27 protein-coding genes are annotated in these 22,378 nt (G+C 54.3%); 16 read left to right on the top strand and 11 right to left on the bottom strand.

What is annotated here, in order from left to right:
• Positions 1-38 precede the first annotated feature (38 nt).
• From DC3_RS21130 to DC3_RS21105, 6 genes are all read left to right on the top strand, one after another.
• Complete coding sequence (locus DC3_RS21130) at positions 39-341, top strand: hypothetical protein (protein WP_146887926.1); 303 nt, start codon at positions 39-41, stop codon at positions 339-341.
• Positions 342-471: 130 nt separating this feature from the next.
• The gene (locus tag DC3_RS21125; RefSeq protein ID WP_146887925.1) at positions 472-2,028 is read left to right on the top strand and encodes a hypothetical protein; all 1,557 of its coding nucleotides are present in this window, start codon (positions 472-474) and stop codon (positions 2,026-2,028) included.
• Positions 2,025-2,468 carry a hypothetical protein gene (locus DC3_RS21120; protein ID WP_146887923.1) on the top strand — a complete coding sequence of 148 codons (444 nt, stop codon included), beginning with the start codon at positions 2,025-2,027 and terminating at the stop codon, positions 2,466-2,468. The genes DC3_RS21125 and DC3_RS21120 overlap by 4 nt, the downstream gene beginning before the upstream one ends.
• A gap of 10 nt (positions 2,469-2,478) precedes the next feature.
• Positions 2,479-3,210, top strand: coding sequence for a nucleoside/nucleotide kinase family protein (locus tag DC3_RS21115; protein ID WP_146887921.1), 732 nt, complete (start codon positions 2,479-2,481; stop codon positions 3,208-3,210).
• Positions 3,210-3,692 carry a hypothetical protein gene (locus DC3_RS21110; protein WP_146887919.1) on the top strand — a complete coding sequence of 161 codons (483 nt, stop codon included), beginning with the start codon at positions 3,210-3,212 and terminating at the stop codon, positions 3,690-3,692. Before DC3_RS21115 ends, DC3_RS21110 begins: the two co-directional genes overlap by 1 nt.
• Complete coding sequence (locus DC3_RS21105; protein ID WP_146887917.1) at positions 3,679-4,032, top strand: hypothetical protein; 354 nt, start codon at positions 3,679-3,681, stop codon at positions 4,030-4,032. The genes DC3_RS21110 and DC3_RS21105 overlap by 14 nt, the downstream gene beginning before the upstream one ends.
• Positions 4,033-4,116: 84 nt before the next feature.
• On the opposite strand, the gene DC3_RS21100 is transcribed toward DC3_RS21105, so the two are convergent.
• Positions 4,117-4,350, bottom strand: a complete 234-nt coding sequence (locus DC3_RS21100; RefSeq protein WP_146887915.1) for a hypothetical protein — start codon at positions 4,348-4,350, stop codon at positions 4,117-4,119.
• Positions 4,337-4,927, bottom strand: a complete 591-nt coding sequence (locus tag DC3_RS21095) for a RelA/SpoT-related domain-containing protein (RefSeq protein WP_186816170.1) — start codon at positions 4,925-4,927, stop codon at positions 4,337-4,339. Before DC3_RS21095 ends, DC3_RS21100 begins: the two co-directional genes overlap by 14 nt.
• Before the next feature lie 536 nt (positions 4,928-5,463).
• Between DC3_RS21095 and DC3_RS21090 the strand changes: the two genes are divergently transcribed.
• The 6 genes from DC3_RS21090 to DC3_RS21070 all read left to right on the top strand — a co-directional run bounded on the left by DC3_RS21090 (position 5,464) and on the right by DC3_RS21070 (position 8,480).
• Complete coding sequence (locus DC3_RS21090) at positions 5,464-5,721, top strand: hypothetical protein (RefSeq protein ID WP_146887911.1); 258 nt, start codon at positions 5,464-5,466, stop codon at positions 5,719-5,721.
• A gap of 32 nt (positions 5,722-5,753) precedes the next feature.
• Positions 5,754-6,530 carry a hypothetical protein gene (locus tag DC3_RS21085; protein ID WP_146887909.1) on the top strand — a complete coding sequence of 259 codons (777 nt, stop codon included), beginning with the start codon at positions 5,754-5,756 and terminating at the stop codon, positions 6,528-6,530.
• A gap of 140 nt (positions 6,531-6,670) precedes the next feature.
• Complete coding sequence (locus tag DC3_RS21080; RefSeq protein ID WP_146887908.1) at positions 6,671-7,630, top strand: tyrosine-type recombinase/integrase; 960 nt, start codon at positions 6,671-6,673, stop codon at positions 7,628-7,630.
• A 201-nt stretch (positions 7,631-7,831) separates the two neighbouring features.
• Positions 7,832-7,981 carry a hypothetical protein gene (locus DC3_RS29300; RefSeq protein ID WP_186816169.1) on the top strand — a complete coding sequence of 50 codons (150 nt, stop codon included), beginning with the start codon at positions 7,832-7,834 and terminating at the stop codon, positions 7,979-7,981.
• A 1-nt stretch (position 7,982) separates the two neighbouring features.
• Positions 7,983-8,189 (top strand): hypothetical protein, encoded by a 207-nt coding sequence (locus DC3_RS21075; RefSeq protein WP_146887906.1) that lies wholly within the window; start codon positions 7,983-7,985, stop codon positions 8,187-8,189.
• A 3-nt stretch (positions 8,190-8,192) separates the two neighbouring features.
• A complete protein-coding gene (locus DC3_RS21070; RefSeq protein WP_146887904.1) occupies positions 8,193-8,480 on the top strand; it encodes a hypothetical protein in 288 nt (95 codons plus the stop codon).
• Positions 8,481-8,582: 102 nt separating this feature from the next.
• On the opposite strand, the gene DC3_RS21065 is transcribed toward DC3_RS21070, so the two are convergent.
• Positions 8,583-8,885, bottom strand: coding sequence for an RNA polymerase sigma factor (locus DC3_RS21065; RefSeq protein WP_222594810.1), 303 nt, complete (start codon positions 8,883-8,885; stop codon positions 8,583-8,585).
• Between the two features lie 332 nt (positions 8,886-9,217).
• Between DC3_RS21065 and DC3_RS21060 the strand changes: the two genes are divergently transcribed.
• The gene (locus tag DC3_RS21060; protein ID WP_146887900.1) at positions 9,218-9,577 is read left to right on the top strand and encodes a hypothetical protein; all 360 of its coding nucleotides are present in this window, start codon (positions 9,218-9,220) and stop codon (positions 9,575-9,577) included.
• A gap of 88 nt (positions 9,578-9,665) precedes the next feature.
• On the opposite strand, the gene DC3_RS21055 is transcribed toward DC3_RS21060, so the two are convergent.
• From DC3_RS21055 to DC3_RS21045, 3 genes are all read right to left on the bottom strand, one after another.
• The gene (locus tag DC3_RS21055) at positions 9,666-9,914 is read right to left on the bottom strand and encodes a hypothetical protein (RefSeq protein ID WP_146887898.1); all 249 of its coding nucleotides are present in this window, start codon (positions 9,912-9,914) and stop codon (positions 9,666-9,668) included.
• 291 nt (positions 9,915-10,205) lie between these two features.
• Positions 10,206-12,242: a phage terminase large subunit family protein gene (locus DC3_RS21050; protein ID WP_146887896.1), complete on the bottom strand. Its 2,037-nt coding sequence runs from the start codon at positions 12,240-12,242 to the stop codon at positions 10,206-10,208.
• Positions 12,239-13,087: a hypothetical protein gene (locus tag DC3_RS21045; protein ID WP_146887894.1), complete on the bottom strand. Its 849-nt coding sequence runs from the start codon at positions 13,085-13,087 to the stop codon at positions 12,239-12,241. Before DC3_RS21045 ends, DC3_RS21050 begins: the two co-directional genes overlap by 4 nt.
• Positions 13,088-13,615: 528 nt before the next feature.
• Here DC3_RS21045 and hsdR point away from each other — a divergent pair.
• Genes hsdR through DC3_RS21030 form a run of 3 tightly spaced genes read left to right on the top strand, consistent with a single transcriptional unit; the run spans position 13,616 to position 19,451 of the window.
• Positions 13,616-15,943 (top strand): EcoAI/FtnUII family type I restriction enzme subunit R, encoded by a 2,328-nt coding sequence (gene hsdR / locus DC3_RS21040; RefSeq protein WP_246130762.1) that lies wholly within the window; start codon positions 13,616-13,618, stop codon positions 15,941-15,943.
• Between the two features lie 41 nt (positions 15,944-15,984).
• Positions 15,985-17,442 carry a type I restriction-modification system subunit M gene (locus DC3_RS21035; protein ID WP_146887892.1) on the top strand — a complete coding sequence of 486 codons (1,458 nt, stop codon included), beginning with the start codon at positions 15,985-15,987 and terminating at the stop codon, positions 17,440-17,442.
• Positions 17,442-19,451 carry a restriction endonuclease subunit S gene (locus DC3_RS21030; RefSeq protein WP_146887890.1) on the top strand — a complete coding sequence of 670 codons (2,010 nt, stop codon included), beginning with the start codon at positions 17,442-17,444 and terminating at the stop codon, positions 19,449-19,451. Before DC3_RS21035 ends, DC3_RS21030 begins: the two co-directional genes overlap by 1 nt.
• A 169-nt stretch (positions 19,452-19,620) precedes the next feature.
• On the opposite strand, the gene DC3_RS21025 is transcribed toward DC3_RS21030, so the two are convergent.
• From DC3_RS21025 to DC3_RS29295, 5 genes are all read right to left on the bottom strand, one after another.
• Entirely contained in the window at positions 19,621-20,136 is a 516-nt protein-coding gene (locus DC3_RS21025) for a hypothetical protein (protein ID WP_146887888.1), read from the bottom strand.
• 12 nt (positions 20,137-20,148) lie between these two features.
• On the bottom strand, positions 20,149-20,916 hold the full coding sequence (locus DC3_RS21020; protein ID WP_146887886.1) for a single-stranded DNA-binding protein: 768 nt from the start codon (positions 20,914-20,916) through the stop codon (positions 20,149-20,151).
• Positions 20,917-21,155: 239 nt separating this feature from the next.
• Positions 21,156-21,701 carry a Crp/Fnr family transcriptional regulator gene (locus DC3_RS21015; RefSeq protein ID WP_146887884.1) on the bottom strand — a complete coding sequence of 182 codons (546 nt, stop codon included), beginning with the start codon at positions 21,699-21,701 and terminating at the stop codon, positions 21,156-21,158.
• The gene (locus DC3_RS21010; RefSeq protein WP_146887883.1) at positions 21,682-22,185 is read right to left on the bottom strand and encodes a hypothetical protein; all 504 of its coding nucleotides are present in this window, start codon (positions 22,183-22,185) and stop codon (positions 21,682-21,684) included. Before DC3_RS21010 ends, DC3_RS21015 begins: the two co-directional genes overlap by 20 nt.
• A partial coding sequence (locus DC3_RS29295) for a hypothetical protein (RefSeq protein ID WP_186816168.1) occupies positions 22,182-22,378 on the bottom strand: 197 nt, incomplete at its 5' end. The genes DC3_RS21010 and DC3_RS29295, both read right to left, overlap by 4 nt.

Raw genomic sequence — 22,378 nt, 5'->3', positions numbered from 1 at the left:
CTGTGGAGTGTCACGGCAGCAGGAAGTGAAATAACCCCATGCTTCAGAAACTCAAAGAGACCGTGACCCTGATTCGCCTGATTCTTGCCGCCGCCCTCACCGCCATCAGCTTTGTGGAAGTGCTCTCGGAGTCTGATGGGAGCACCAGCCTCCAGAAGAAAGAGAAAGCCCTCAAGCTGCTCAAGTCTTCTTTCCCGGTGGAAAAGCTGCCCCTTGTCTTGCGGCCTTATGCGGACACCATCTATGGACTGGTGATTGAAGGCCTGGTGGATGTTGCCAACTCTGCCGGCGTCTTCAAAGCCCGAGGCGGCACGCCCCAAGTTCCTTGTGCCAGCTGCTGAACTTCTGGAATCCCTCAAACCTCGCTTTCGGGCGAGGTTTTTCTTACGGCACCCACAAGGAAAATAAGGTCATGAGCACAACTGTACAGCAGTATAGTTATAAAGTTGCATTGTTTGATCGGGGTCAACTGTGAAACGCATTCCCCGTCCCGAATGGCTCACCCCCGAGCTGGAAGCGCAGATTCTGGCCCTCAAAGCCGAACACCCCAACCTTGGACGTTACCGGATTGTGGGGCTTGGGATCTCCCACCGCAAGGCCCGGGTGGTGCTGGAATGGCTGTCCGGCCAGGTGCAGTTCGACGATGCTGCTGCCCCAGCTGGAGCCCAGATCACCGCAGAGCCCGGAAACACGGTGAGAGCCCCAGACCCCGACCCGAAACGCCCTGAAGGGTTCTCGGAAGTCAAAGAAGCAGACGGCAAAGCCTGGATTCACGATGCCCCGTACATCTATGACGCCCAGACCGACACCTACTACACCTTCCTCAGGTCCGCCAACTGCACCCTGAAAGTCCCAGGTGAAAAACACCGGGCCATGAAAGCCGCTTACAGCAACTGGGATGGGGCCCCGCAAACCATCAACCAAATTTGTGTGCTCTACCAAATCCCCCGCAGTTGGTTCATCGAATACAAAGCCCGGCACGGCTGGACCCACGACAGCGACCCTTTCACCAACGAGGAGGTGCTGAGCAAAGACGTGGATGGACTGGTGGACGATGCCCTGCTGCAAAAACGCCTTGCCATAGCCCAGCGCTTCCAGGCCCAATCCATCGAACAGGACCGCAAAGACGCCAACAAATACCGTCAGCTGGAAACGATGGTGATTCAACCCCTGCTGGACCACCTCAGCTCCAGTGTGCCCAAGTATGAGGTGCCCCGCCTGAACCTCAAGCCGGCCAGAAAACCTTACTGCCTGGTGATCCCCCCGTATGACCTGCACTTCGGCAAAGGGGCCTGGATTGATGAGACCGGCACCCACTACTCCCGGGATGAAGCCGCCAAGCTGCTCACCGAGAAAACCAGTGAACTGCTGGACCTGGCTTCTGTTCACGGGCGCCCCGACAAAGTGATTTTCCCGGTGGGAAGTGACTTTTTCAACTCAGACAATTACTTCGGCGGCACCACCAAAGGCACCCCCCAGGACAACGACGGCACCGCAGTGCGCATCCTCACCGAAGGCTGTGAACTGCTTGCCAACACTGCAGACCTGGTGCGGCAGGTGTGCAAGGACGTGGAATTCCTGGAGGTGCGCGGGAACCACGATTACAACAGCACCATCAGCGGCCTGCTTTACCTCCGGGCGTGGTTCAGGAACACCAAAGGCGTGACCTTCCAAACCCACCACCGAGACCGGGTTTACACGGTGTACGGTCTCAACCTCATGGGGTTCACCCACGGGGATGGGGCCAAGATCAAAGAACTGCCAGCACTCATGGCCGGTGAAGCCCGGGAAGCATGGGGCCGCACCCTTCACCGTGTTTGGTACACCGGGCACCTGCACGAAGAAAAGAGCGGCAACCCTGGTGGGGTGCTGTGGTATCAAATCCCCAGCCTGTCCGGGGTGGACCGCTGGCATGACAAAAAAGGGTACACCCTGGCACGCAGGGCCATGCAAGCCTTCATGCTGGACCAGGAAAAAGGCCCACGGGCCGTGTTCACCGCCCCGGTGCTGGAGGGCCAACCCGCATGATCGGAGTCACCCTTGCCAGCATCATGAACACCCACGTCCTGGAAGAAGACGGCCTGCAGGCTTTCTTGCAGAACAAAGCCCTCAGGAACGCCACCCCACCCAGGATGGGAGCGGCAGAAGTGCTTTCCTGGCTGGACCGGCGCAAACTGCTCACCTGCCTGCTGGCGCCCAGGCACCCCGGCATTCTGGACTGGTTGGACCTCAACGGGTTTCCCACCTTGCACATCCCAGAAATGCAGAACCCCAGCGACCTCAGCCGCATTTCACGCACCCAGGTGTGGGTGGTCCACCACACCGATGACCTGCAGAACCTGCACGGCATTCACCTGCACGTTGAGAGCCCAGCCCACCACATCAACGTCAGCAGTTGGGCCCACCTGCTCAGGTTTCTTGGGGCCCTGCCCCTGGATTACCGGCAAAAACGCGAAAAGCCCTTTTGAGGAGGCAGTCATGCTCATAGGTATTTCTGGTAAGGCACGGCACGGAAAAGACACGTTCTACAAGACAGTTCTTGCCCCACGGGGATTTGACCGCATTGCGCTGGCCGATCCAGTGAAAGGCCTGGCAATGGTGAACAGCATCCTTGACGACGGGCTCAACCTCACCCGGCCTGTGGTTCCCCAACTGGCAGAACTGATCGAAACCCACTTCTACAGTTACTTCGGGTCCAGCAAGAGTGAACATGTCCGCACCGAGCTGCAAGGGTTGGGCACCGACCTGATCCGCAAGAAGATCCACCCGGGCTTTTGGGTGTGCCTGGCCCTGGAAGAAGCCCGGGTGAGGGTCCAAAAAGGGGATCCTGTGGCGTTCACCGATGTGCGGTTTGCCAATGAAGCCGATGCCGTCAAAGGAATCCCACTCGGGCGGTTCACCGGAGGATCTTTCTGCAAGCACACCCAGGCCCTGCAAGAGGCCATCCACTGGAAGCTGAGCCACACATGGGATGAAGAACACGAGCAATACGGTTTTGGTGCCCTGCCTTCCAGCCCCGGCCTGGTCATCAAAGTCAAACGGCCAGCGCTGGAGCAACAGCAGCAACTGACCGCTGAGCAGCAAGCCCACGAGAGCGAAGCCAGCGTGGACACCGTGATCCCGGATCACCTGATTGAAGCCAACACTGTCCCTGAATTGAAAGCCCAGGGAGATGCCATCTTGAACACCCTTGGAATTGAGGTCCTGTGATGAAAATGAGCGAAGCCATGATGATGCAAGCCTCCATGTTTGCCGCCCACACCCTGCCCAGCCTTGCCCAACCCGGCACTGTTCGGGTGATGGATGACGCGACGAAGGCAGAACAGGCCCTACTGAACAGCACCCGCCAGATTGCCGAGGAATACAGCGTGCAACTGGAAATGAGCGTCTACACTGCTATGGGGGTGCTTGGAGAAACCCGGGAGCCCACCGATGAAGTGCTGCAGGATTATGAACTCATCACCAGTGAACCGGTGGAGCAACCAATGGCCCTTGGCAGGAAATTGCTGCAATTCTATGCCTTGCAGCACAAGGCCACCAGGCGGCTGTGCGCCTGGCAGATGGTCACAGAACACACCTGCACCACTGTGGGTGAGAAGTTCCAGGAAAACATTGCGGTGATGTCCAGCCGGCCCCAGCTGGTGCCAGCGCAGGAAGCTGCAGAAGGTGAGGCCCCCCGTGCCCTGGCCTGAATACCTGTTGGGCTTGCTGGTGCTGGGCCTGCTGGTGGGAGCAGTGATGTTCAGTCGGGATTACCTCAGGCATCGTGCTTTCCTGCTTGCGACCCAGGTGCTGAACATCCGGGCCGGCGACATCATCTTGATCCAGGGGGGCAGCAAACTGGACGAGGAGGAGATGGCAGAACTGTACCGCCTTGGGCACTGGCTGCAGCGCACCCACCGCAACGTGATCGCGGTGAGGGTTCCACCGGAGTACGACATCCGGCAGATGAACACCGAATACATGCGCCTGCACGGGTGGGTGAGGGCAGAGCAGGTGGTGAACCCATCCTCAGGCAGCTTGCCCAATTGATACAGTTGTATAACTGTATGGTTGTATTGTTGTAATTATGTACAAAAAGAAAGCGGCCTCTCAGGGCCGCTGGATTTTTTTGGCTCAGGAAGCGATGGGGGCCGGGGTTCGGCGTTTCACTTCGGCATTGAATTGAGCCTCAGTGAGCTCCACAGTGTCTCGGTCAGAACGCCCGAAAACACAGGGGAGGAATCGGGGAGCCAGTTCAAACTGTCCAGTTGCTGGATTGAGGGCTTCGGGAGAGAAGCTTCCATCGGCAGTCGGACGCAGCTTGAATAGAATCTCGTTGTCGATGATGAAATATTCAGCTGTCTGCATCTTGCACCCCCTTATAATTTCTGATTATAACATCTTTCCAGGCCTCTGCATAGATCTCCTTGGCTTTGGCAGAAAGCCACCGCAGGCGCTTTGCTTCATCAAACGTGGGTGCTCTATGTTCAATTTCAAGTTGATATAAAAGCATTTCAGACTCTTTATAATAATTGTGTTCTTCTTTAGCAGCTTTGTTGAAAGCTTCAATTTCCAGACGCATTTCAACAATGGCACCATTGCTCATTTTCAAATTCATCAATATATCACGGTATCCTGATGGCGCGGGATGCGCAAAGCGGTCCTTAAAACGCACAATCCGGCCCTGAAGTTCAGGGGCTTCAAGCATGTACGCCAAACCCTTATAGAGCTTGTTCAGGGTCTTGTAGATGATCCTGCTGCCTGAAATGTCCACCACACGGGTGAAGTCCCCTTGGTATTCCATGTCCAGCTTGCGCTGAATGCGTTCTTCGCTTTTCAGGGACTCCCGCGGCTCCGCTTTGCCTCCAGTGGCCTTTGCCAGGCGCTCAGTCAAAGGCACCAGCTCACGGTGGGCCTCCCCAGCATATTCCCGGGCAGCTTCCATTGTTTGGAGGGGCACCGGTTGCCGGGGTGTTTCACTGGGAATGATCCTGGAGGCCCGCAGAGAAATGGCAACCTGCCACACCCTCAGGCCCCGTTTCAACTTGTCGGCCACATGTTCCCCCACACCCACCCAGTATGCCTGAGTCACCCCATCTTTGCGCACCACCAGGCGCCTGGTGGTGTTGGGGTTGTGTTTGGGGGATCGTCTTGCTTTTGCAAAAACAGCTGGTTTGGCGATCACATACAGGCGTTGATCCATGTTCAAACCTTAGTCAGGAATGCAGTGAGACCTTAACAATTGATAGCGTAATATCCTATCAAAAGAAACATCTGGCTGGCCCGGCCAGGTCAGTGATGGGGGGTGCAATGGTACCTGTTTGTGGTTCCGGCCTCTTTTTGGGGGCTTACAGGAGTTTGAGGGTTTTTTGCTGTTCCATTCTATGTCTCCGCGCACCACCGTTGATAAATACTATTATCTTGCGGCTTTGTGCTACAATACAACTATACAACAATGCAGTTGTACAACAGGAGCGAAGCATGACTCACATCACGCATCAACCCAACAAGGACATCACCGTGACCGTAGGAGAGACCACTACCACCCTCACCTACAACAGCCACGGCAGGTACTGGGAATGGGAGGGCCGCAAATGGACCCACTGGCCCCATGCAGTGGGCTTCCTTGAACGCCACCTCACCAACCCACCCCGGCCCAAAGAACCCCAGGGCATGCGCATTGCCCTGATCCCCACCCCCCGCGGTGCTGCAGGAAGCAACACAAGGAGAGGGGCTTAAAGCCCCCTCCCCCTTCCAGAAAGGACACAAACATGAAAAATCCCACCAAATTCAGCCTGCAGCACATCCACCAAGCCATCACCCAAAAAGACGCTGAAGCCCAGGCCGCCCAGCAGCAAGCCGAAGTGCAGCGCCGCGAAGACTTCTTCCTGTCTCTCATCCAAGAATTGAAACAAGGTTTCAACCCTTTCGGCCAGCACCTTCCAGGCCTGCCCCAACTGCAGCCCCAGGACTACCAGCTGCAATACGTGATGTCCGATCTGCACCGGGACAAAATCATTGTGTTCCAGCTGGACGGGGTGCCCATCGAACTCCGGGTGAGCTGGAACCGCCACCCCCCTGAAATCCAAGGCATGTACGTTTACCTGGATCCCCGCCACTCCGACAAAGACTGGCCCACCCCCATCCCTTTTCAGGTGGTGAAGCTCAACGACCTGGAGCACCTGGCCCGTCTTGCCGGCGAAAAGGGAGACCGCATTGTTCACCCTGCAGACATCATCTCCTACACCCGGGACGATGACCAGTTTTACTACACCACCCGGGCCCACGAAGACACCCTGAAAATCTTCATCAGCCAGCTGGAAAACACCGACCTGGAAGGCCCCGATGAAGAGACAGGAGAAGACCGCCAGGACGAAGCCCAGGCTCTCTACCAGACCCTTTGCAACAGCACCGCCAACGGGCTGCCCATTCCCCTGCTGATCGCCAAGGACATTTATGCCAGCCGCACCTGCACGGCCAGCACTGCAATGGAAGAAGCCCACCAGCTGCTGAAGGCCTATGCAGAATACAACCGCCAGCAGGCATAACAACAAGCGGTGCAGCACTTTCCCTTGCTACCGCCCCGAGGCCTACACTCGGGGCAAACTTTTGGAAGTCACATGACAAGGGGCAAAAGACAAGACCAGAGTTCTGGATTTCTACCTGATACAGTGGATACGGTGAAGGCATGAGCAGAGGCGGTTACAGAGCAGAAAGTTTCCCTTGGGGCGCCGTGAAGCCAGAGCGCCGCAAAGAAAAGGTGCGTGAGATGGTACTGGCCGCAGACCACGATGGTTTGTGGGCCCTGCTGAAGCATCACCTCACCACATGGGGAAAAGCCGGTGCCCACACCAGCACCAACACCCTCAGAACGTACAGGACGGGCCTGAACATGTTCCTGGATTACCTCACCCGCACTGGCCTGGAAGGTGAAGACTTGCTGGAGGTGCTGTTGTCTCCCAGTGAGGACTTGGGAGCGGAATACCTCAGGCACCTGGAACGATCAGGGAGCAGCCCCAGCACGGTGAATGCACGCCGGGCATCTGCAACTGCTTTCTACCGGGCCCTCAAGTGGGCCGGGGCCAGCGAAGCAAACCCCTTCCTGGATGTGCCAGCCGTCAAGGACAACACCCCCAAGCACGAAAAACGACAGCCTTACACGGATGAAGACGTGAAAAAGATGCTGGACGCTGCCACCGAAGAGGAAAAGATCATCATTGGTCTCGGGGCATATGCAGGCTTGCGGATCCACGAAATTGCAAAGCTCACATGGGGAGATGTGGACCTGGACCGCAAGCAAATCCGGGTGGACGGCAAAGGCGGCAAAGTGGCCCGGGTCCCCATCCCCGCAGGCCTCCGGGCCCTCCTGGAAGCCGCCCCCAAAGGCCAAGGTGAGGGTGTGCGCGTTGTGGCATGGGAACGCCCGAACACCATCCGGGACCACATCAAAGCGGTGTGCAAAAGGGCCAAGGTGAAGTACCGCGGGGTGCATTCCCTCAGGCATTACGCCGGCACCTACCTGTACCGGCAAACCAAGAACCTGGACATGGTTGCACGGGTGCTCAGGCACAGCAACATTGAGACCAGCCGGGTTTATGCAAAGTACGGCGAGGACATGTACCAGGATGTGCTGGACGCCTGGAAGTGATGAGGCTGGCCCTGAACCCCAATGCCTTGCAGGTGTCGGGGTGTTTTTTTGCAACAGCACAGCTGTGTGCCTATATTGTTGTACAACTATAAAGTTATAAAGTTGTCTCTTACGGCAGTCCCTGTGACACACTGAGTCATGAAAGGCCTGCTTTGCCGTCTGACACGGTTCATTTGTGGCTTCATGTCTCCCATTCCCTTGATGACATTTGAGCCTATCCCCCGACTGACACCCAAAACCAGGGGCCGCCCCCTCAAACCCCGCCACCGGGCCCAGCGCCTGGCCGCCAAAGCACTGGAGGCCAGCAGGCCCATGCGCAGGTGGAAGCGCAAAGGATTCGTGAGGTTTTGACATGCAAATCCTTGCGCAGTCCAACGCTGGCATCCTGCTGAAAGTCCAGCGGACCCGGGGCAAACACACCATTGAAAAGTACGTGGTGTGCCAGCTGCAACCCCGAGATGGGGTCACCCAGCACACCAACCCCATCACCGGTCAGCAAGCATACCGCCCTGAGGACCTGGAATGCTCAGGGATCACCGAACACACCTGGAGGTCATGACACATGTGGGTCCAGCGCAACAATAATGTCCTTTTGAACCTGGAGCAGTTCACCCGAATTGCCGTGTACCAAGTGCAGGCCCTCAAGACCGTGGAAACCACACACAGATTTTTGTGGTGGACCTGGACCACCACAAAAGAGCAAACCGTAAGCACCGGCGTCTTTGAAGTGAGGGCCCAGCGTCCCACCCAAGGGCATGAGGTGCTGTTCACCGGCACTGAAGAAGAAGCATGGGCCGCCTATGACAGCCTTCGGTCCCATCTGAAACCCCACCAGTTGCCTCAGATTTGAAAGACCACGGCAGCAAAACAGCAATGATGAGGCATCTTGTTGAGCTGTGCCAACAGGGTTTGTGGCTCACCCTGTTCCCTGAAAGATTCATTGTGAGGGTGCTTAAGAAGGGTTCTTAACAAACCGCCCTTGTTTCGCATCCCATTTCACCTGCAGGGTGGGGCGTTCCCGTTGCTGGGACAGGTACTTTAAGCAAAGCCGGTGTGTCACTTGCAGAATGAACGTCTGAATGTCTTGTTGCTGTGGATCAAAGGTGTGCCACTTCTGATGGACCTCCACAAAGGTGTTCACCATCAGTTCTTCTGCGACCTGTTTGTCACCCACCAGCAGGGTTGCCAGAGTCAACACCTTACTGCCATATGTTGCGTGAAGGTACTGCAAATCCAGGACATGAGGGTTGTTCATTTCAATCGTGTTTTTGGTCTTGACTTGCCACATGAAGCACTTATCATGTCCTTATTTTGGGTTCATGTCCTGAAGTCAAAGGGAGGATTGTGTGTGAGAGGACAATTTTCCCCTTCTGAGACCAAACTTGCCGCCCAGGTATCATGAAGCCGCTGGTAAGGCATTTTGCTTGCTGCGCCACCGTGTGTGAGGCAGCTCCATTCAGCCCCATCCAACGCATCTGGTTAGGCAAAGGTATGGTTAAGTGTATTTCGCACATCCTGTACAGGTCTTGTCAGATCAGATAAGCAACAATAGAATCAGGTCTTACAACAGTGCCTGAATGGAGCACCATGAGTCGTCTACCCACCCACCATGTTTATGACGTTCCCCCCGAAATCGCACGGTCCTGTTGCGCCCTAGCGGATCTTTACCAACCTTTTGGGCCCCGTTTTCAAAGCTTTTCTCGCCCTGAACTGCTTCGGGTGGCCCGGGATGTTTTTGATTGCATCACACAGGGCCAGGAGCCCCAGGAAGATGAAGAACTGGTGGATTGCATCATGCAAAAGGCTGCCGAACAAGACTCCCATCAGTGGTTCATGCTGCAGCTCTCCGGGAACATCGTGCAAGGTTTTGTGCTGCTTGTTCCCAACAAAAAGCTGGCAGACCTGAACGAAACGCTCTCTGCAGCCCGATTGAAAACCAGTGTCTGATGGGCCTTTAGCGCAGGACTCTTTGCACTCCAACAAAACACCCCACAGGCTTACACCTATGGGGATGTTGCTGTAGGTGCAGCAGGGCTCAGGCGCCGGGATCGCCCGGGGATGACTTGCTGGCAAAGTAAAAGCCCAGCACCACGAAAATGGCGCCTTTGGCAAGCTCAAACACCCCGTTGATGATGCCCGTTCGGGTGGCCGGGTCCGTAAAACAGGAGGCGATCAGCGCAGCAATGATGCTTGCGAATGCGCCCCTGAGGACCATCACGGCCAGGCTGTCTCTGTGCTTCTCGACTTTTTTCTTTTGGGGTGACTGGGGTTTGTTCTGACGCACCAATCACACCTCCTTTCAAAACTGCAATGCAGCTAGAGAAGTGATATGGGAGGTGTTCGGACTTCTGCCTACTAAGGACAGTCACCGTTGCGCGTCAGTTACGGACTTGGGCCAGTGGGCCCTCACCGTATTCCCCTCTTGAAGAATGCCCTACGCGGGCATCCACCATACTCCAGCATGGTACACCATCCTTGCGTATATTGGAAGAAAACCCAGCAAGGGCCAGCCAGCACCCCAAAACAAGAGTACTTGACACGTATCAAGCATCTGCAGCATGGGCCAGGGCCAAAATCAGCTTTTCTTGCTCCAGTATTTGCATTTCGGTGCATCCTGTTGGGTGATGGCCCGGAAGAATTCACCGTGCTTGTTGTTGCAGCGCCCCTTGGTGCCCTGCAGGTGCTGCCAGTGCTTGCACATCCCGCATGTGTTCGCCAAGAGGGATTCAGCCTGCTTCTCCAAGGCCTCAATGTTCATGGCATCTGGAATGCCGTTGCTGTCCACGCCAGGACCCGTGTCACCTCCACTCAGGAAGAAGGTGGTGGGATCACCACCGCCATACACCAGGCCTGCAAAAGCAAACACGGTGCTGTGGGCAAAGTGGGGATCCAGCCCCACCATGCGGTAAACGCGCCTGTACTGGCCGGAGAAGATCGGGGCTTCATCCTTGAGCCGGATGTATTTCGGCTCACTGGCCCGGGCGTAATTCTCCATGTGCAGCTGGTACTCTTCTGCCACATTCCAGTTTTGAGGCACGCCGCCCAGGGTGCGTTCCTGGTGCAGGGCATAGAAGTCCAGCGGCAAGCGCACCCGTTTCGCCTGGAATTGCTTCAGGGCCCAGTCGGTGAAGGTGTACCGTTCCAGCAGCACCCGCAGGTTGGTTTTGACTTCCCCGGACACCTTCTTGGTGGTGGTTTTCTTGCGTTCATCCAGGAACTCGATGCGTTGGGGCCGCTCGTTGGTGTAGTCTGCCAGCCACACGATGCCCTCCAGTTCCCTGGACAGGTCAATTGCAAAGTCATAAGACGGCTCACCGTCTGTGACCACAATTTTGGCGTGGAACCTCAGGGCCAGCTCTTTGCAGGCCATCACCGCGGCATGCCCGGACTTCTCCACCACTTCCAGGTGTACCAGGTCGAAGGTGCGCCCTTCGCCCAGCTTCCAGATGGACACATGCTTTTCGCCTGCACGCTGGTCAATGCCCATCGAGACCCATTCCCCTTGCACCTGCTGAGGCTCAGGGTAGTAATAGCCGCCCGAGTCATCAATGCAGCTTTCCAGCACCTGTTTGGTGACGGGCACCGCGTCTGGGTCCATCCAGGGGATGCCCAATCGACTGTTGTAGAACTCTTGCAGGTTGTCGCCGGACAGGTATTCCGCCCAGAGCTCTTGCAGAAAACCATTCCCCTTGAGGATCTGGCTGAACTGGTAGCCTTCCCACAAGGCCCCGGGGTTTTCTGGCTGATACCAGCCCTGCATGAGCAGCCAACTGTCCGGGATTTCAGTGCCGCAATCCGGGCAGCAGTAATACACCCGTTTGCCTTCCCTCCCCACACAGTCCGGCCAGCGCAACGGCATGATGATGCCCAGTTCATGGTTCTTGCAGTGTGGGGAAGGGCAGGGGGTCCGCCAGTAATTCATGGTGGACCGCTGGAACCACATGTCAATGGTGCGCTTGGGGAACCCTGCAGTTGAATTCAGCTCGATGATGCCCCGCAAACCCTCAGGACTGACAATTTTGCTTTCTGAGACACGCACAAAAGCCCGAGGGATGGCCCTCTCATCCATGAGGCGCACCTCATCGAACTCCAGCACGTCCGCGGGAAAGGAGTCCAGGCCCACCCCGGAGCGCATGCCGCGAAAGCGCATGTTCGACACACCCATGCGCACCAGGCCCACCTGGTCCACCCCACCATCACCAATCAGCTGCATCATCTTGCTGGAGCCCAGCATCATGGGGCGGAAGCGTGAGCTGTGCAGGTCCGAAACCGCGTCCTTGGTGGGAAAGAGCAAGGCGGTGTTCACCCGTTTCCGGGCGTCCGCGCACCACCAGGCCGAGCGGTACAGCATGCGCACCGTCAAGCCTGTCTGTGCCGCTTTCATGATGACAATGCGCCGTCTGGGGTTGCTTCTTTGTTCGGTGTACAGGTCCCGCAAGTAAGGCCGGGTGCTCAAATCAAACCGGGCCCCACCAGGCCCCTCAGGGCGAATCCCAGAAATCGGAATCCAGTCCGCAAAACTCTCCAGTTGCTGTGCATCAAACACCGGCCTGGGCCGGAACAGCTTGCTTTCCAGCTGCTGCTGGTACTCAGGGGGAAGCCACAAACTCATGCTTTCCCCCGTGGGCCTGCAGGCACATCCAGGCGGTTGGGGCCCAGCACTTCACGCCTCAGGCGGTCCTCAAAAGCGTCGATGTCTTCCTCCGGCAGGATCTCCCAGACGATGTGCCGCACCAACAACACCAGCTTGCCAAAGTGCTCTAAAGCTTTGGCCTCGGCCATCTTCGCCCGGGTCTCTGCCCTCTCTTTGCTGGCCTTGATGATGAGGGCCGCAGTGCTGGTCACATTGTCCAGCCACGAAGACAGCAGGGCTTGCAGCTTCAAAGCGTCCTGGATGGCCCTCATGATGGCTTTGACCTGGCCGGGGTCTTCCTGCTCACCAATCGCGTCCCGCAACACCCCCATAGCGTCAGACAACTGATCTGCATACTCGCTCTGCTGGTCTTGCTGCTCCAGCAGGTGCCAAAGGGTCGCTTTCAGGGTGGCAAGCTCACGGTCTGTGTTGTCCAGGTCCGCATCCATCTCCATGATCTGCTGCATGAGCTGCTGGATGTTGGTCCGCCCCTGCTTGCTGTACAGCCCGTGCGTGGGAGGCCTGCCTGGAGGTCTCTTCTGGCCCTCGGGTTGCGCAGGCTTTGAAGGCTCAGGCACCAGCCCAGCCGCCGCCGCCCCCCGCAACTCCACAGGGGTGGAATCCACCGGCTTGCTGGTCTCAGGCGCCAGGCGCTTTTTGGTGCCAGCCCCGTGAACCCGACAGACGTTGTAGCCCTCAACGCATGGTTGTGAGCACTGTTGATCGGTGCCCTTCTTGAATGCTTGACACCTCCGGGCAGTCCTGCCATTCCCCAGGGTGATGGTCTCTTCAAAGTGGGTTTTATCGCGGTCATTGTGGCTCATGGGGTTTCTTTTCCCAGGTGGGGCATTGTGGGAGAACCGTACTGCCCCACGCCGTAACACGGTGGGACCTCATGAGGCTTTTTCTTTCTCTCAGTGCCGTTTTCTGCCAGCTTTCTCTCAGGCAGTGGCTGTGGAGGGGAAAGGTGGGACTGGTGGGAGTCTCCCAGGAGAAAGGTGGGGGTTCCCAGGGGAGAGATTGGTAAAAGTGGGGAATGCAAAACCCCCGAGCAATTCACTCGGGGGCAATATCAACGGCACACTCCTATGCAGTCCTCTTCATGGTACTGGCTTTTTGCCGCAAAAGATCTGGGCCAGGCCCCTGAACGGTTTACGTTGCATATACGCACACTTCATGCGATCATGTGTAGCGATGTGCACAATGATGGGATTTTCTCACTTCCGAGAACAGAGTGTGCGCACTATTGCCTGTACCAAGCCACCACATCATGGCGTTGCCGGACATGCAGTCACTATGCGTTAGGCAGCTCCTGAAAGGCTCATCCAATTTCACCCAGGAGTGCGTTCAGCATGATTGATAAGAAAAACCTTTCTGAGCAGGACATCTGCAACAAATTCATCACCCCAGCCCTGCAGAAGGCTGGATGGGACCTGCAAGAACAGATCTTTGCTGAATACCAGATCACCAAAGGCCGGGTGACGGTGCGTGGGCAGCTGCATGCCCGGGGATCTGCCAAACGCGCCGATTACGTGCTGTTCTACAAGCCAGGTATTCCCATTGCTGTGATTGAAGCCAAAGACAACACCCACACGGTGGGGCACGGCATGCAACAAGCCGTTGGGTATGCAGAGGCCCTGGAAGTCCCCTTTGTCTTCAGCTCAAATGGTGATGGGTTCCTCTTCCGAAACACCTTGGCGTCCGCGGCGCAGATGGAAACGGAACTGTCTTTGGATGAGTTTCCCAGGCCCGAGCAGTTGTGGACTTGGTGGAACGATGAGCGCGGATTGACCGCAACACAAAACAACCTGGTGACTGAAGATTACTACCGGGACGGCAGTGGCAAAGTGCCACGCTACTACCAGATGCTGGCCATCAACAAAACCACCGAAGCCATTGCCCGCGGGCAAAACCGTATCCTTCTGGTCATGGCCACCGGCACCGGAAAGACCATGACGGCCTTTCAGATCATCTGGAGGCTCTGGCGTGCCAAAGCCAAGAAGCGCATCCTGTTTCTGGCAGACCGAAACATCCTGATCGACCAGACCATGACCAACGACTTCAAACCTTTTGGGTCGGCCATGACCAAGATCAGCAAAAGGCAAACGGACAAATCCTATGAAATCTACCTGTCGCTCTATCAGGCCATCACAGGTGAAGATGAGTCTAAAGACATTTACAAGCAGTTCAGCCGCGACTTTTTTGACTTGATTGTTGTTGATGAATGTCACCGTGGCAGTGCAGCGGAAGACTCCAACTGGCGGGAAATTCTTGAGTACTTTTCCTCTGCCACCCAGATTGGGCTGACAGCCACACCCAAAGAAACCAAAGAGGTGTCGAACATTGACTACTTTGGAGAGCCCATTTACACGTACTCGCTCAAGCAGGGCATCGACGACGGTTTCTTGGCCCCTTACAGGGTTGTGCGTTTCGATTTCGACAAAGACCTCACGGGATGGCGGCCAGAAGCAGGGATGCGCGACAAGTACGGCAACTTGATCGAAGAGCGCGACTACAACCAGAAGGACTACGACAAAACACTGGTGTTGGAGCCCCGCACCCAGTTGGTGGCCAAGAAAATCACAGAGTACCTCAGGGCCACCAACCCTTACGACAAGACCATCGTTTTCTGCGAAGACATTGAACACGCTGAACGCATGCGTCAAGCTCTCGTGAATGAAAATGCTGATCTGGTGCGCGAAGACCCCCGCTACATTATGCGCATCACAGGTGATTCAAAAGAAGGCAAAGCAGAGCTCGACAACTTTATTTTTCCAGAGAGCAAGTACCCCGTCATTGCCGTAACTTCCAAATTGATGACCACAGGGGTGGACGCACAAACCTGCAAAGTTATCGTGCTGGATCAACGCATCCAGTCCATGACCGAATTCAAGCAGATCATCGGACGCGGAACCCGCATCAATGAAGACCACAACAAGTTCTACTTCACGATTCTGGATTTTAAACGGGCCACCGCATTGTTCGCGGACCCAGCATTCGATGGGAAGCCAGTACAGGTCTACGAACCGGGGGTTGGAGATCCGCCCAATCCTCCAGAACCCGAAGGGGATATCTCCAAACCAGAACCTGAAGGTGATCCCAAAGCCGTCCGAAAGTACGTTGTTCGGAATGTAACGATAGAGGTCGCGGCTGAGCGCGTCATGTATTATGACGCCAACAACCAGCCCATTACCGAATCCCTCAAGGATTACACCTTGAAAACCCTCAACAGGGAATTTGCTTCCCTGGATGACTTTTTGCGGCGTTGGAATGCAGCGGATCGCAAAAAGACCATCATTGAAGAGTTGGAAGGTGAGGGTGTATTCTTTGAAGCCTTGAATGCCGAACTGCACCTGAACCTCGATCCGTTCGACCTGATCTGCCACCTGGCATGGGATCAACCCCCTCTGACAAGGCAGGAAAGGGCAGCCAAGGTCAAGAAACGTGATCCATTCACTAAGTATGGTGCTAAGGCGAGACGTGTGCTTGAAGCCCTCTTGGAGAAATACGCAGACCAAGGCATCACAACCATTGAAGATGTCAAAGTGCTCCAGCTCGACCCATTCCGTGATCTTGGAACCCCGCTGGAGATCGTGAAAGCCTTTGGAGACAAAGAGGCCTACGAAAAGGCCTTGCGTGAACTGGAAGATCAGTTGTATAAGTACACCGATAGCGCCTGAACCCCGCTGAACCCCCATCTCAGATCACAGAAGGAAGCATCATGTCCATCAATACCCTCGTAAAATCCGTGCAAGACATCATGCGCAAAGACACCGGTGTGGACGGTGACGCCCAACGCATCAGCCAGCTGGTATGGCTTTTGTTCCTGAAGATCTTTGATGACAAAGAACAAGAATGGGAACTGACCATCGAAAATTACACCTCCCCCTTGCAGCCCCAACACCGCTGGTCGGCCTGGGCGAGCAACCCTGAGGGCATCACAGGGGAAGAACTGATTGATTTCGTCAATAACGATCTCTTTCCTGCCCTTAAAAAGCTCAAAGGCCACTCTGTACCGCAAGGTCATGTGGTCGGGCTGATTTTTGAAGATGCCTACAACTACATGAAGTCTGGCACGCTCTTGCGGCAAGTCATCAACGTCATTGAAGAGGACCTTGATTTCAACTCTATGCAAGATCGACACCTCTTCAATGACATTTACGAAAAGATTCTTGGGGACCTGCAATCTGCCGGGAATGCAGGGGAGTACTACACACCCCGAGCCGTCACGCAATTCATGGTAGACATCATCGACCCAAAACTGGGTGAAATCATCCTTGATCCAGCTTGCGGTACAGGTGGCTTTCTGACCGGGGTGGTGGACCACCTCAAAAAGCAAGCCAAAACCCCAGCCGATAACTTGAAGATTCAAGAAAATGTGCGGGGTGTTGAGAAAAAGCCTTTGCCACACCAGTTGGCCATGACCAACATGATGCTACACGGTATTGATGTGCCTACACAGATCCGGCATGACAATACATTGGCCAGGCCCCTGCGGGATTACAGGGCAAGTGAAAGAGTGGATGTTGTGCTGGCTAACCCTCCTTTTGGTGGTATTGAGGAAAATGGCATCGAATTCAACTTCCCCAGCAATTACCAAACCAGGGAGACAGCCGACCTTTTTATGGCGCTGATTATGCACCTGCTCAAAGATGGAGGACGGGCTGGTGTGGTACTCCCTGATGGCTTCCTGTTCGGCGAAGGGGTTAAAACCCACATCAAGAAAGAGTTGCTGCATTCCTTCAACCTGCATACCATCATCCGTCTGCCCAAAGGGGTATTCAGCCCATATACCAATATTAAAACCAACATTTTGTTCTTCGAAAAAGGGACCCCTACCCAGGATGTGTGGTTCTTCGAGCACCCATATCCAGAAGGCTACAAGTCTTACTCCCGCACACGTCCTCTGACTAGGGCTGAGTTTGATCGGGAAATAGAATGGTGGGGTGGAGCAGCCCGGGTAGACCGGCAGGAAAACGAATACGCATGGAAAGTTAGTGTCGATGACATTGTAGCACGCAATTATAACCTTGACATTAAAAATCCGCATGAAGTTGAGGTTACGCATGGTGATCCCACTGAACTGATGGCAGAATACCTCGAATTGACTCGTCAGGTGCAGGATGCACAACAAGCTCTTAAAGAGGAATTAATGGCTGCTCTAGGGGGCGGTCGCTGATGCAACTGCTCGAAGAACATTTTGACGCTGCCTTTAATGCACCTGATGGAATAAGAAAGCTCAGGGAATTAATTCTGACTCTAGGGATGCAGGGAAAACTAGTAGAGCAAGATCCAAGTGATCCACCAGCAAGTGAATTGCTGAAAGAGATAGAGACTAAGAAGCGTAAATTGGTAGAATCAAAAAAAATAAAGCTTCCTAGAAAATTGCCTCCTATCGATATTAGTGAAGTTCCCTTCGATTTGCCTCCTGGCTGGGAGTGGATTCGATTAGGTGAATTAGGTGTTATTAATCCTCGTAACAACGCTGAAGATGATTTAGATGTAGGTTTTGTGTCAATGTCAATGATTTCTTCCGATATAGGGGTAGATCATAGCTTTGAAACAAGAAAGTGGAAAGATATCAAAACAGGATTCACTCACATTGCTAATGGCGATATTGCTCTTGCAAAAATAACACCATGCTTTGAAAATGCAAAATCATGTGTATTTAAAAATCTTCCCAATGGAATTGGGGCCGGGACAACAGAGCTTCATGTGTTTCGAAATTCATTCGGAGCTGTAGAGCCGTTATATTTACTTAATTTCCTGAAAAATCCTAAATATATTGCTGATGCTATTCCATTTATGACAGGAACGGCAGGTCAGAGGCGTGTGCCCACTGAGTACTTTACTCAAACACTTTTCCCTCTCCCTCCTCTCCCTGAACAGCGCCGTATCGTGACCAAGATCGATCAACTCATGGCACGTTGTAATGAAATCGAAGCACTGCGTATCTCACGGGAGCATAAGCGTCAGAGCGTTCATGGTTCTGCTTTGAATGCTCTGTTGAGTGCCACCGAACCAGAGACGTTTGCTCAAGCTTGGGGGTTTCTGCGTGCTCACTTTGGTGATCTTCATCAAACACCCAAAGATATAGAGGAATTACGGCAAGCTGTAATACAGCTTGCCGTAATGGGAAAACTGGTCCCTCAAGATCCCAGTGATCCACCTGCAAGAATTCTAATAGATGATATAAATAACGAAAGACAGCGACTTATATCCTTAGGTAAAATCAAATCATATAAACCACTACCTAACGTTTCTGTTGAAGAAATGCCTTTCCAGATTCCTCAGGGCTGGGAGTGGGTGCGGCTCAATACTATTACTGCAATAAGTGGTGGTATAACAAAGGGGAGAAATCTTACAAACAGAAAAATAGTAGAACTTCCCTACTTGAGAGTTGCTAATGTTCAACGCGGCTATTTAGTGCTAAGTGAAATGAAAAATATTGAATTACCCGTTGATGAGATTGAAAAATATATTTTACGAAAAGGTGATCTTTTAATTACTGAAGGTGGCGATTGGGATAAAGTAGGAAGAACTGCGATTTGGCAGGGCGAAATTGATACCTGCGTGCATCAAAATCATGTTTTCAAAGCTAGAAAAATTTTAGCTACTCAGAATGAATTATGGCTTGAAAAATTTCTAAATTCGCAATTTTGTCGTATTTATTTTGCTGGAGCCTCAAAGCAGACCACTAACTTGGCCTCAATAAATATGACTCAACTTCAAAACTGTCCCATTGCATTACCACCTTTGCTTGAACAGCACCGTATCATCTCCAGGCTTAACCATCTTATATCTCTATGCAATAAACTTGATAAGGTTTTGAAAGCTCAGACCAGTAAGCAGTCTGAGATTTTGAATGCCCTTATGTCAACCCTGATTCCATCTAGCGTTCCTTCGTTACAACGAGCACCAATAAGATCAGCAAAATTACCAAAAGCACATGATTCGTTAGAAGGAAGCGCATTACCTCAGTCTGAATTTGAATCCTTGCATTTGGAAAGTCTTTCTGCATTACCCATCAAACGCCGTGGACGACCTGCTAAAAAGACCTCTGCTTCTTTAAGGCCTGCAATACCATCAGCGGCGAATGAAGCTGAAGCTATTCGCATGCTTGAAAATATGAAACTTGAGCGTGCACTGGGAACTCGGCAAAATAGTCTTTTTGACTTGGAAGATTAGGAAATGCTTTAAGGAGTATTTCTTAATCTAAAAGCTCAAATTTTCTTTTAGTTATTAAAATAAGATGTATCCTCATTACTAATTGTCTTGGCAATAATGCTTTACATAAGAGAAATTTCACAGTAAGCAGGCTCCTTAGTAGGACTGAAGTTGCCTCTTTGGGTCTGCTTCATGCTGCTTCTTCAGATAGAGCAAATAGATGGTCATGAGCTCTAAGCCAGTCCAAACCTGCATGGGTGATGTGGAACTGGCCTCGAAGATCTGGGTTTTCCCAAACAAAACCGAGCTTTACCAAGCGCCGGAGGAACTTCATGTCCATTGCCTCTTTGCAGGTACGAAAGCTGTTGAGGGCCTGCCAGCGGGCGTACACGGTAGGGTTGAGCTGGCTGTTGTAACGGACCCAGTTGTTGTCGAGCCATGTCTCTCCCCGGATGGTGAGACTGAACACTTCGTATTCCTTGCCTTTGATGATGCCGAGGGCTTGAGTAACCAAGCCGTGCTGTGCAGCCCAGTGCAGGATGTGGCGCACTGTGGCACTGCCTTCGTAGGATTTCTTGATGCCTCGTCTGAACATGAGTTGTCCCACTGTGGTGGGCGTGGCGCTCAATTGCTTGAGGACCTGGTAGGTGTGCAGGAAGTCCTTAGGCTCTGACGTGTTGGGGTCGAGCTGTGTGATGTGAGTCATGGGGTCCTCGTTTCAAAAGGGCAAGTCTTCTTCAGGGAGAAGGTCATCCTGGCCTGTGTTGTCATCAATGTCCAGTTTGGGTTTGAGGGTGGGTCTGCTGGTGCTGGCTGCATCTGTCCTGATGAAGTCGAGCAGGGTGAAGTCTTCTGCAACGAGTTGCAGTTCACCGCGGGGGTCTCCGTTGGGTGCCGTCCAGGATGCCCAGGCCAGTGGGCCTTCCACCAGGAGGGGTTGTCCTTTGCGTGCTTTGACGAGGGCATTTGCCTGCTCGCGCCAGGCTTTGACTTTGATGTAGTGGGAGGTTTCTTCTTTCTGCTTGAAGTCCCAGATGCTGTAAGCAACTGAGGTGCTGCAGTAAGCGTCCCCTGCAGGGGTGTACTTCAGTTCAGGGGCCAGGGTGGTGTTGCCGATGAAGGTGAAGTGGTTGATGCAGTTGCACAGCACCGGCCCGAATTCGGTGTCTCGGGTTTCGGGTTCCAGCACGCGCAGGATTTTTTTGCCGTTGACGTTGATGGTGTGGGCTTTTTCCCCTTCACTGGTCTCCCAGGACCGGTAGCGCACGTCTGCGTAGGCCATGAGGGGATCGCCGTCCCTGAGGGTTTCAGCGTAGCGTTCTGCTTGCTTGTCGAAGAACTGGACTTTGATGCTGCTGAAGACGGTGCGGCCTTCGTTGTTGGTCCTCTCCCCCACCAGTTGTAGGGAGGCAATGGCTACCCCATTGGGGGTGTACCGCAGGTCCACATCCCCTTTGAGGAGGCCGCTGATGTATCCGGCATTCATGCTTGCCCCTTGGGTGCCACATGGGGGGTGGGGTCGGCTGGACGAACCCCCGCAACGGAGTGCTGCTGTTTGCAGGTGGGGCAACTCCAGAATCCGGTGAAGGCTGGACGGGGGGCGCCGCACATGCCGCAGGTTGCGGGGGTGGTTGCTTGCTGTTTTGTCACGGTGATAATTGCCATTATCAGTCACCCCTTTTTGCTTTGTCCGTAGTATAGGACAGAAGGGTTAACTTTACAACTTCAATTGTGCTGGTGAACCAGGTCTTCCAAAGCACGGAAGTCAGTGAGCTCCAAACGCCGGTAGCCCAGCTTCACACCTCCACAACCCTGCACCTCATTGAGCACCTTGGTGGTGTGCTCACGGCCCAAGCGCACGCACTCTGAGAGCACTTCATGGGACAGGTTACACACCAATGCCCCATCCACCTTGGAAAACAGGGGCGTTCCAGAGGCCCAGAGCAAAAACGCAGCGACCCGCGTGATGGCAACCGGCACCGATAGCAAACCAGCAATCATCATGGACCGGTCCAGCTGTCGGGCAACGCTCTCCCCATCCGGCCCACTGGAAAGCACCTCAGCAGGCGTCAAAGCCTCATACACCACCTGATCCATGCGGCCTGATGCCAGCACATCCCGACCAAACACGTCCCCAGGAAGCAAATACTGCACATGTACTCGCATGCGGTCTGAAACCAGGTGAGGACGCACCAACACCCCTGACTTCACCACATACTCTTGATTCTCTTGAGGGCAAAACACGAACTCTTCACCTTTTCTCAATTGCATGGAATTTCCTCCAGTTCACACGGGCGGCCACCACAGCCAGCCCCAAAGCATCCAATTCATGGTTGGTCCTGCCGACCAAGGCAGCTTTGCCAAACAGCAGCTTCAAAGCGGTTTTCACTGCCGCGTCACCCGCACCCTCCCGCCCAGTGAGGTTGTAGCGCCAATGGGGTTTGCCAAACGGGGCATTTGCAGGCAGCACATACGGCTCAAACCCGGCCACTTCCGCCAGGGCCTTGAGGCGCCCCACCACCTCACAGGTTTTGAACAGGGTGCTGGCCCGGGCTTTGGAAGCCAGGTAGTTTGCCACCCCCTCAATGGCAATCAAGCCACCTTCTTTGCCCAGGATCCGGCCCTGCAGTTCACTGCCCCAGGATGGAAGCACCCCGGTGTCCACCAACTCCAGGGCATCCCTGGCCCCAGCAGCCAGCACTGCAAAAGCAGTCTTCTCAGGCCCCGGGTCATATGCTTCAACAATCAAAATCATACCGGCACGTCCAGCACTTGCGCGAGGGCTTCCAGGTACTCCAGCACCTTCAAGCCTTTTCGGGTGATGGACCCGTTCTGGGTGATCCCGTACATGTCCCAGATCAAAGGGTAAGGGCAATCCCCACCGGCACGCAGGGCCACCAGCATGGGCAGGTGCTCCATGAGCTGCAACTGCTCCAGCATCACATCCA

Source organism: Deinococcus cellulosilyticus NBRC 106333 = KACC 11606, assembly GCF_007990775.1.
Taxonomy (GTDB): domain Bacteria; phylum Deinococcota; class Deinococci; order Deinococcales; family Deinococcaceae; genus Deinococcus_C; species Deinococcus_C cellulosilyticus.
This window is presented reverse-complemented; position numbering and strand designations above follow the sequence as displayed.

Excerpts from the sequence above, each read along its gene's own strand:
- DC3_RS21065 (WP_222594810.1), bottom strand. The coding sequence starts at position 8,885 with ATGAACAACCCTCATGTCCTGGATTTGCAGTACCTTCACGCAACATAT.
- DC3_RS21045 (WP_146887894.1), bottom strand. The coding sequence starts at position 13,087 with ATGAGCCACAATGACCGCGATAAAACCCACTTTGAAGAGACCATCACC.
- DC3_RS21120 (WP_146887923.1), top strand. The coding sequence starts at position 2,025 with ATGATCGGAGTCACCCTTGCCAGCATCATGAACACCCACGTCCTGGAA.
- DC3_RS21090 (WP_146887911.1), top strand. The coding sequence starts at position 5,464 with ATGACTCACATCACGCATCAACCCAACAAGGACATCACCGTGACCGTA.
- DC3_RS21075 (WP_146887906.1), top strand. The coding sequence starts at position 7,983 with ATGCAAATCCTTGCGCAGTCCAACGCTGGCATCCTGCTGAAAGTCCAG.
- DC3_RS21110 (WP_146887919.1), top strand. The coding sequence starts at position 3,210 with ATGAAAATGAGCGAAGCCATGATGATGCAAGCCTCCATGTTTGCCGCC.
- DC3_RS21080 (WP_146887908.1), top strand. The coding sequence starts at position 6,671 with ATGAGCAGAGGCGGTTACAGAGCAGAAAGTTTCCCTTGGGGCGCCGTG.
- DC3_RS21010 (WP_146887883.1), bottom strand. The coding sequence starts at position 22,185 with ATGATTTTGATTGTTGAAGCATATGACCCGGGGCCTGAGAAGACTGCT.
- DC3_RS21035 (WP_146887892.1), top strand. The coding sequence starts at position 15,985 with ATGTCCATCAATACCCTCGTAAAATCCGTGCAAGACATCATGCGCAAA.
- DC3_RS29300 (WP_186816169.1), top strand. The coding sequence starts at position 7,832 with ATGACATTTGAGCCTATCCCCCGACTGACACCCAAAACCAGGGGCCGC.
- DC3_RS21020 (WP_146887886.1), bottom strand. The coding sequence starts at position 20,916 with ATGAATGCCGGATACATCAGCGGCCTCCTCAAAGGGGATGTGGACCTG.
- DC3_RS21015 (WP_146887884.1), bottom strand. The coding sequence starts at position 21,701 with ATGCAATTGAGAAAAGGTGAAGAGTTCGTGTTTTGCCCTCAAGAGAAT.
- DC3_RS21025 (WP_146887888.1), bottom strand. The coding sequence starts at position 20,136 with ATGACTCACATCACACAGCTCGACCCCAACACGTCAGAGCCTAAGGAC.
- DC3_RS21130 (WP_146887926.1), top strand. The coding sequence starts at position 39 with ATGCTTCAGAAACTCAAAGAGACCGTGACCCTGATTCGCCTGATTCTT.
- DC3_RS21030 (WP_146887890.1), top strand. The coding sequence starts at position 17,442 with ATGCAACTGCTCGAAGAACATTTTGACGCTGCCTTTAATGCACCTGAT.
- DC3_RS21100 (WP_146887915.1), bottom strand. The coding sequence starts at position 4,350 with ATGCAGACAGCTGAATATTTCATCATCGACAACGAGATTCTATTCAAG.
- hsdR (WP_246130762.1), top strand. The coding sequence starts at position 13,616 with ATGATTGATAAGAAAAACCTTTCTGAGCAGGACATCTGCAACAAATTC.
- DC3_RS21050 (WP_146887896.1), bottom strand. The coding sequence starts at position 12,242 with ATGAGTTTGTGGCTTCCCCCTGAGTACCAGCAGCAGCTGGAAAGCAAG.
- DC3_RS21085 (WP_146887909.1), top strand. The coding sequence starts at position 5,754 with ATGAAAAATCCCACCAAATTCAGCCTGCAGCACATCCACCAAGCCATC.
- DC3_RS21070 (WP_146887904.1), top strand. The coding sequence starts at position 8,193 with ATGTGGGTCCAGCGCAACAATAATGTCCTTTTGAACCTGGAGCAGTTC.
- DC3_RS21095 (WP_186816170.1), bottom strand. The coding sequence starts at position 4,927 with ATGGAAGCTGCCCGGGAATATGCTGGGGAGGCCCACCGTGAGCTGGTG.
- DC3_RS21115 (WP_146887921.1), top strand. The coding sequence starts at position 2,479 with ATGCTCATAGGTATTTCTGGTAAGGCACGGCACGGAAAAGACACGTTC.
- DC3_RS21060 (WP_146887900.1), top strand. The coding sequence starts at position 9,218 with ATGAGTCGTCTACCCACCCACCATGTTTATGACGTTCCCCCCGAAATC.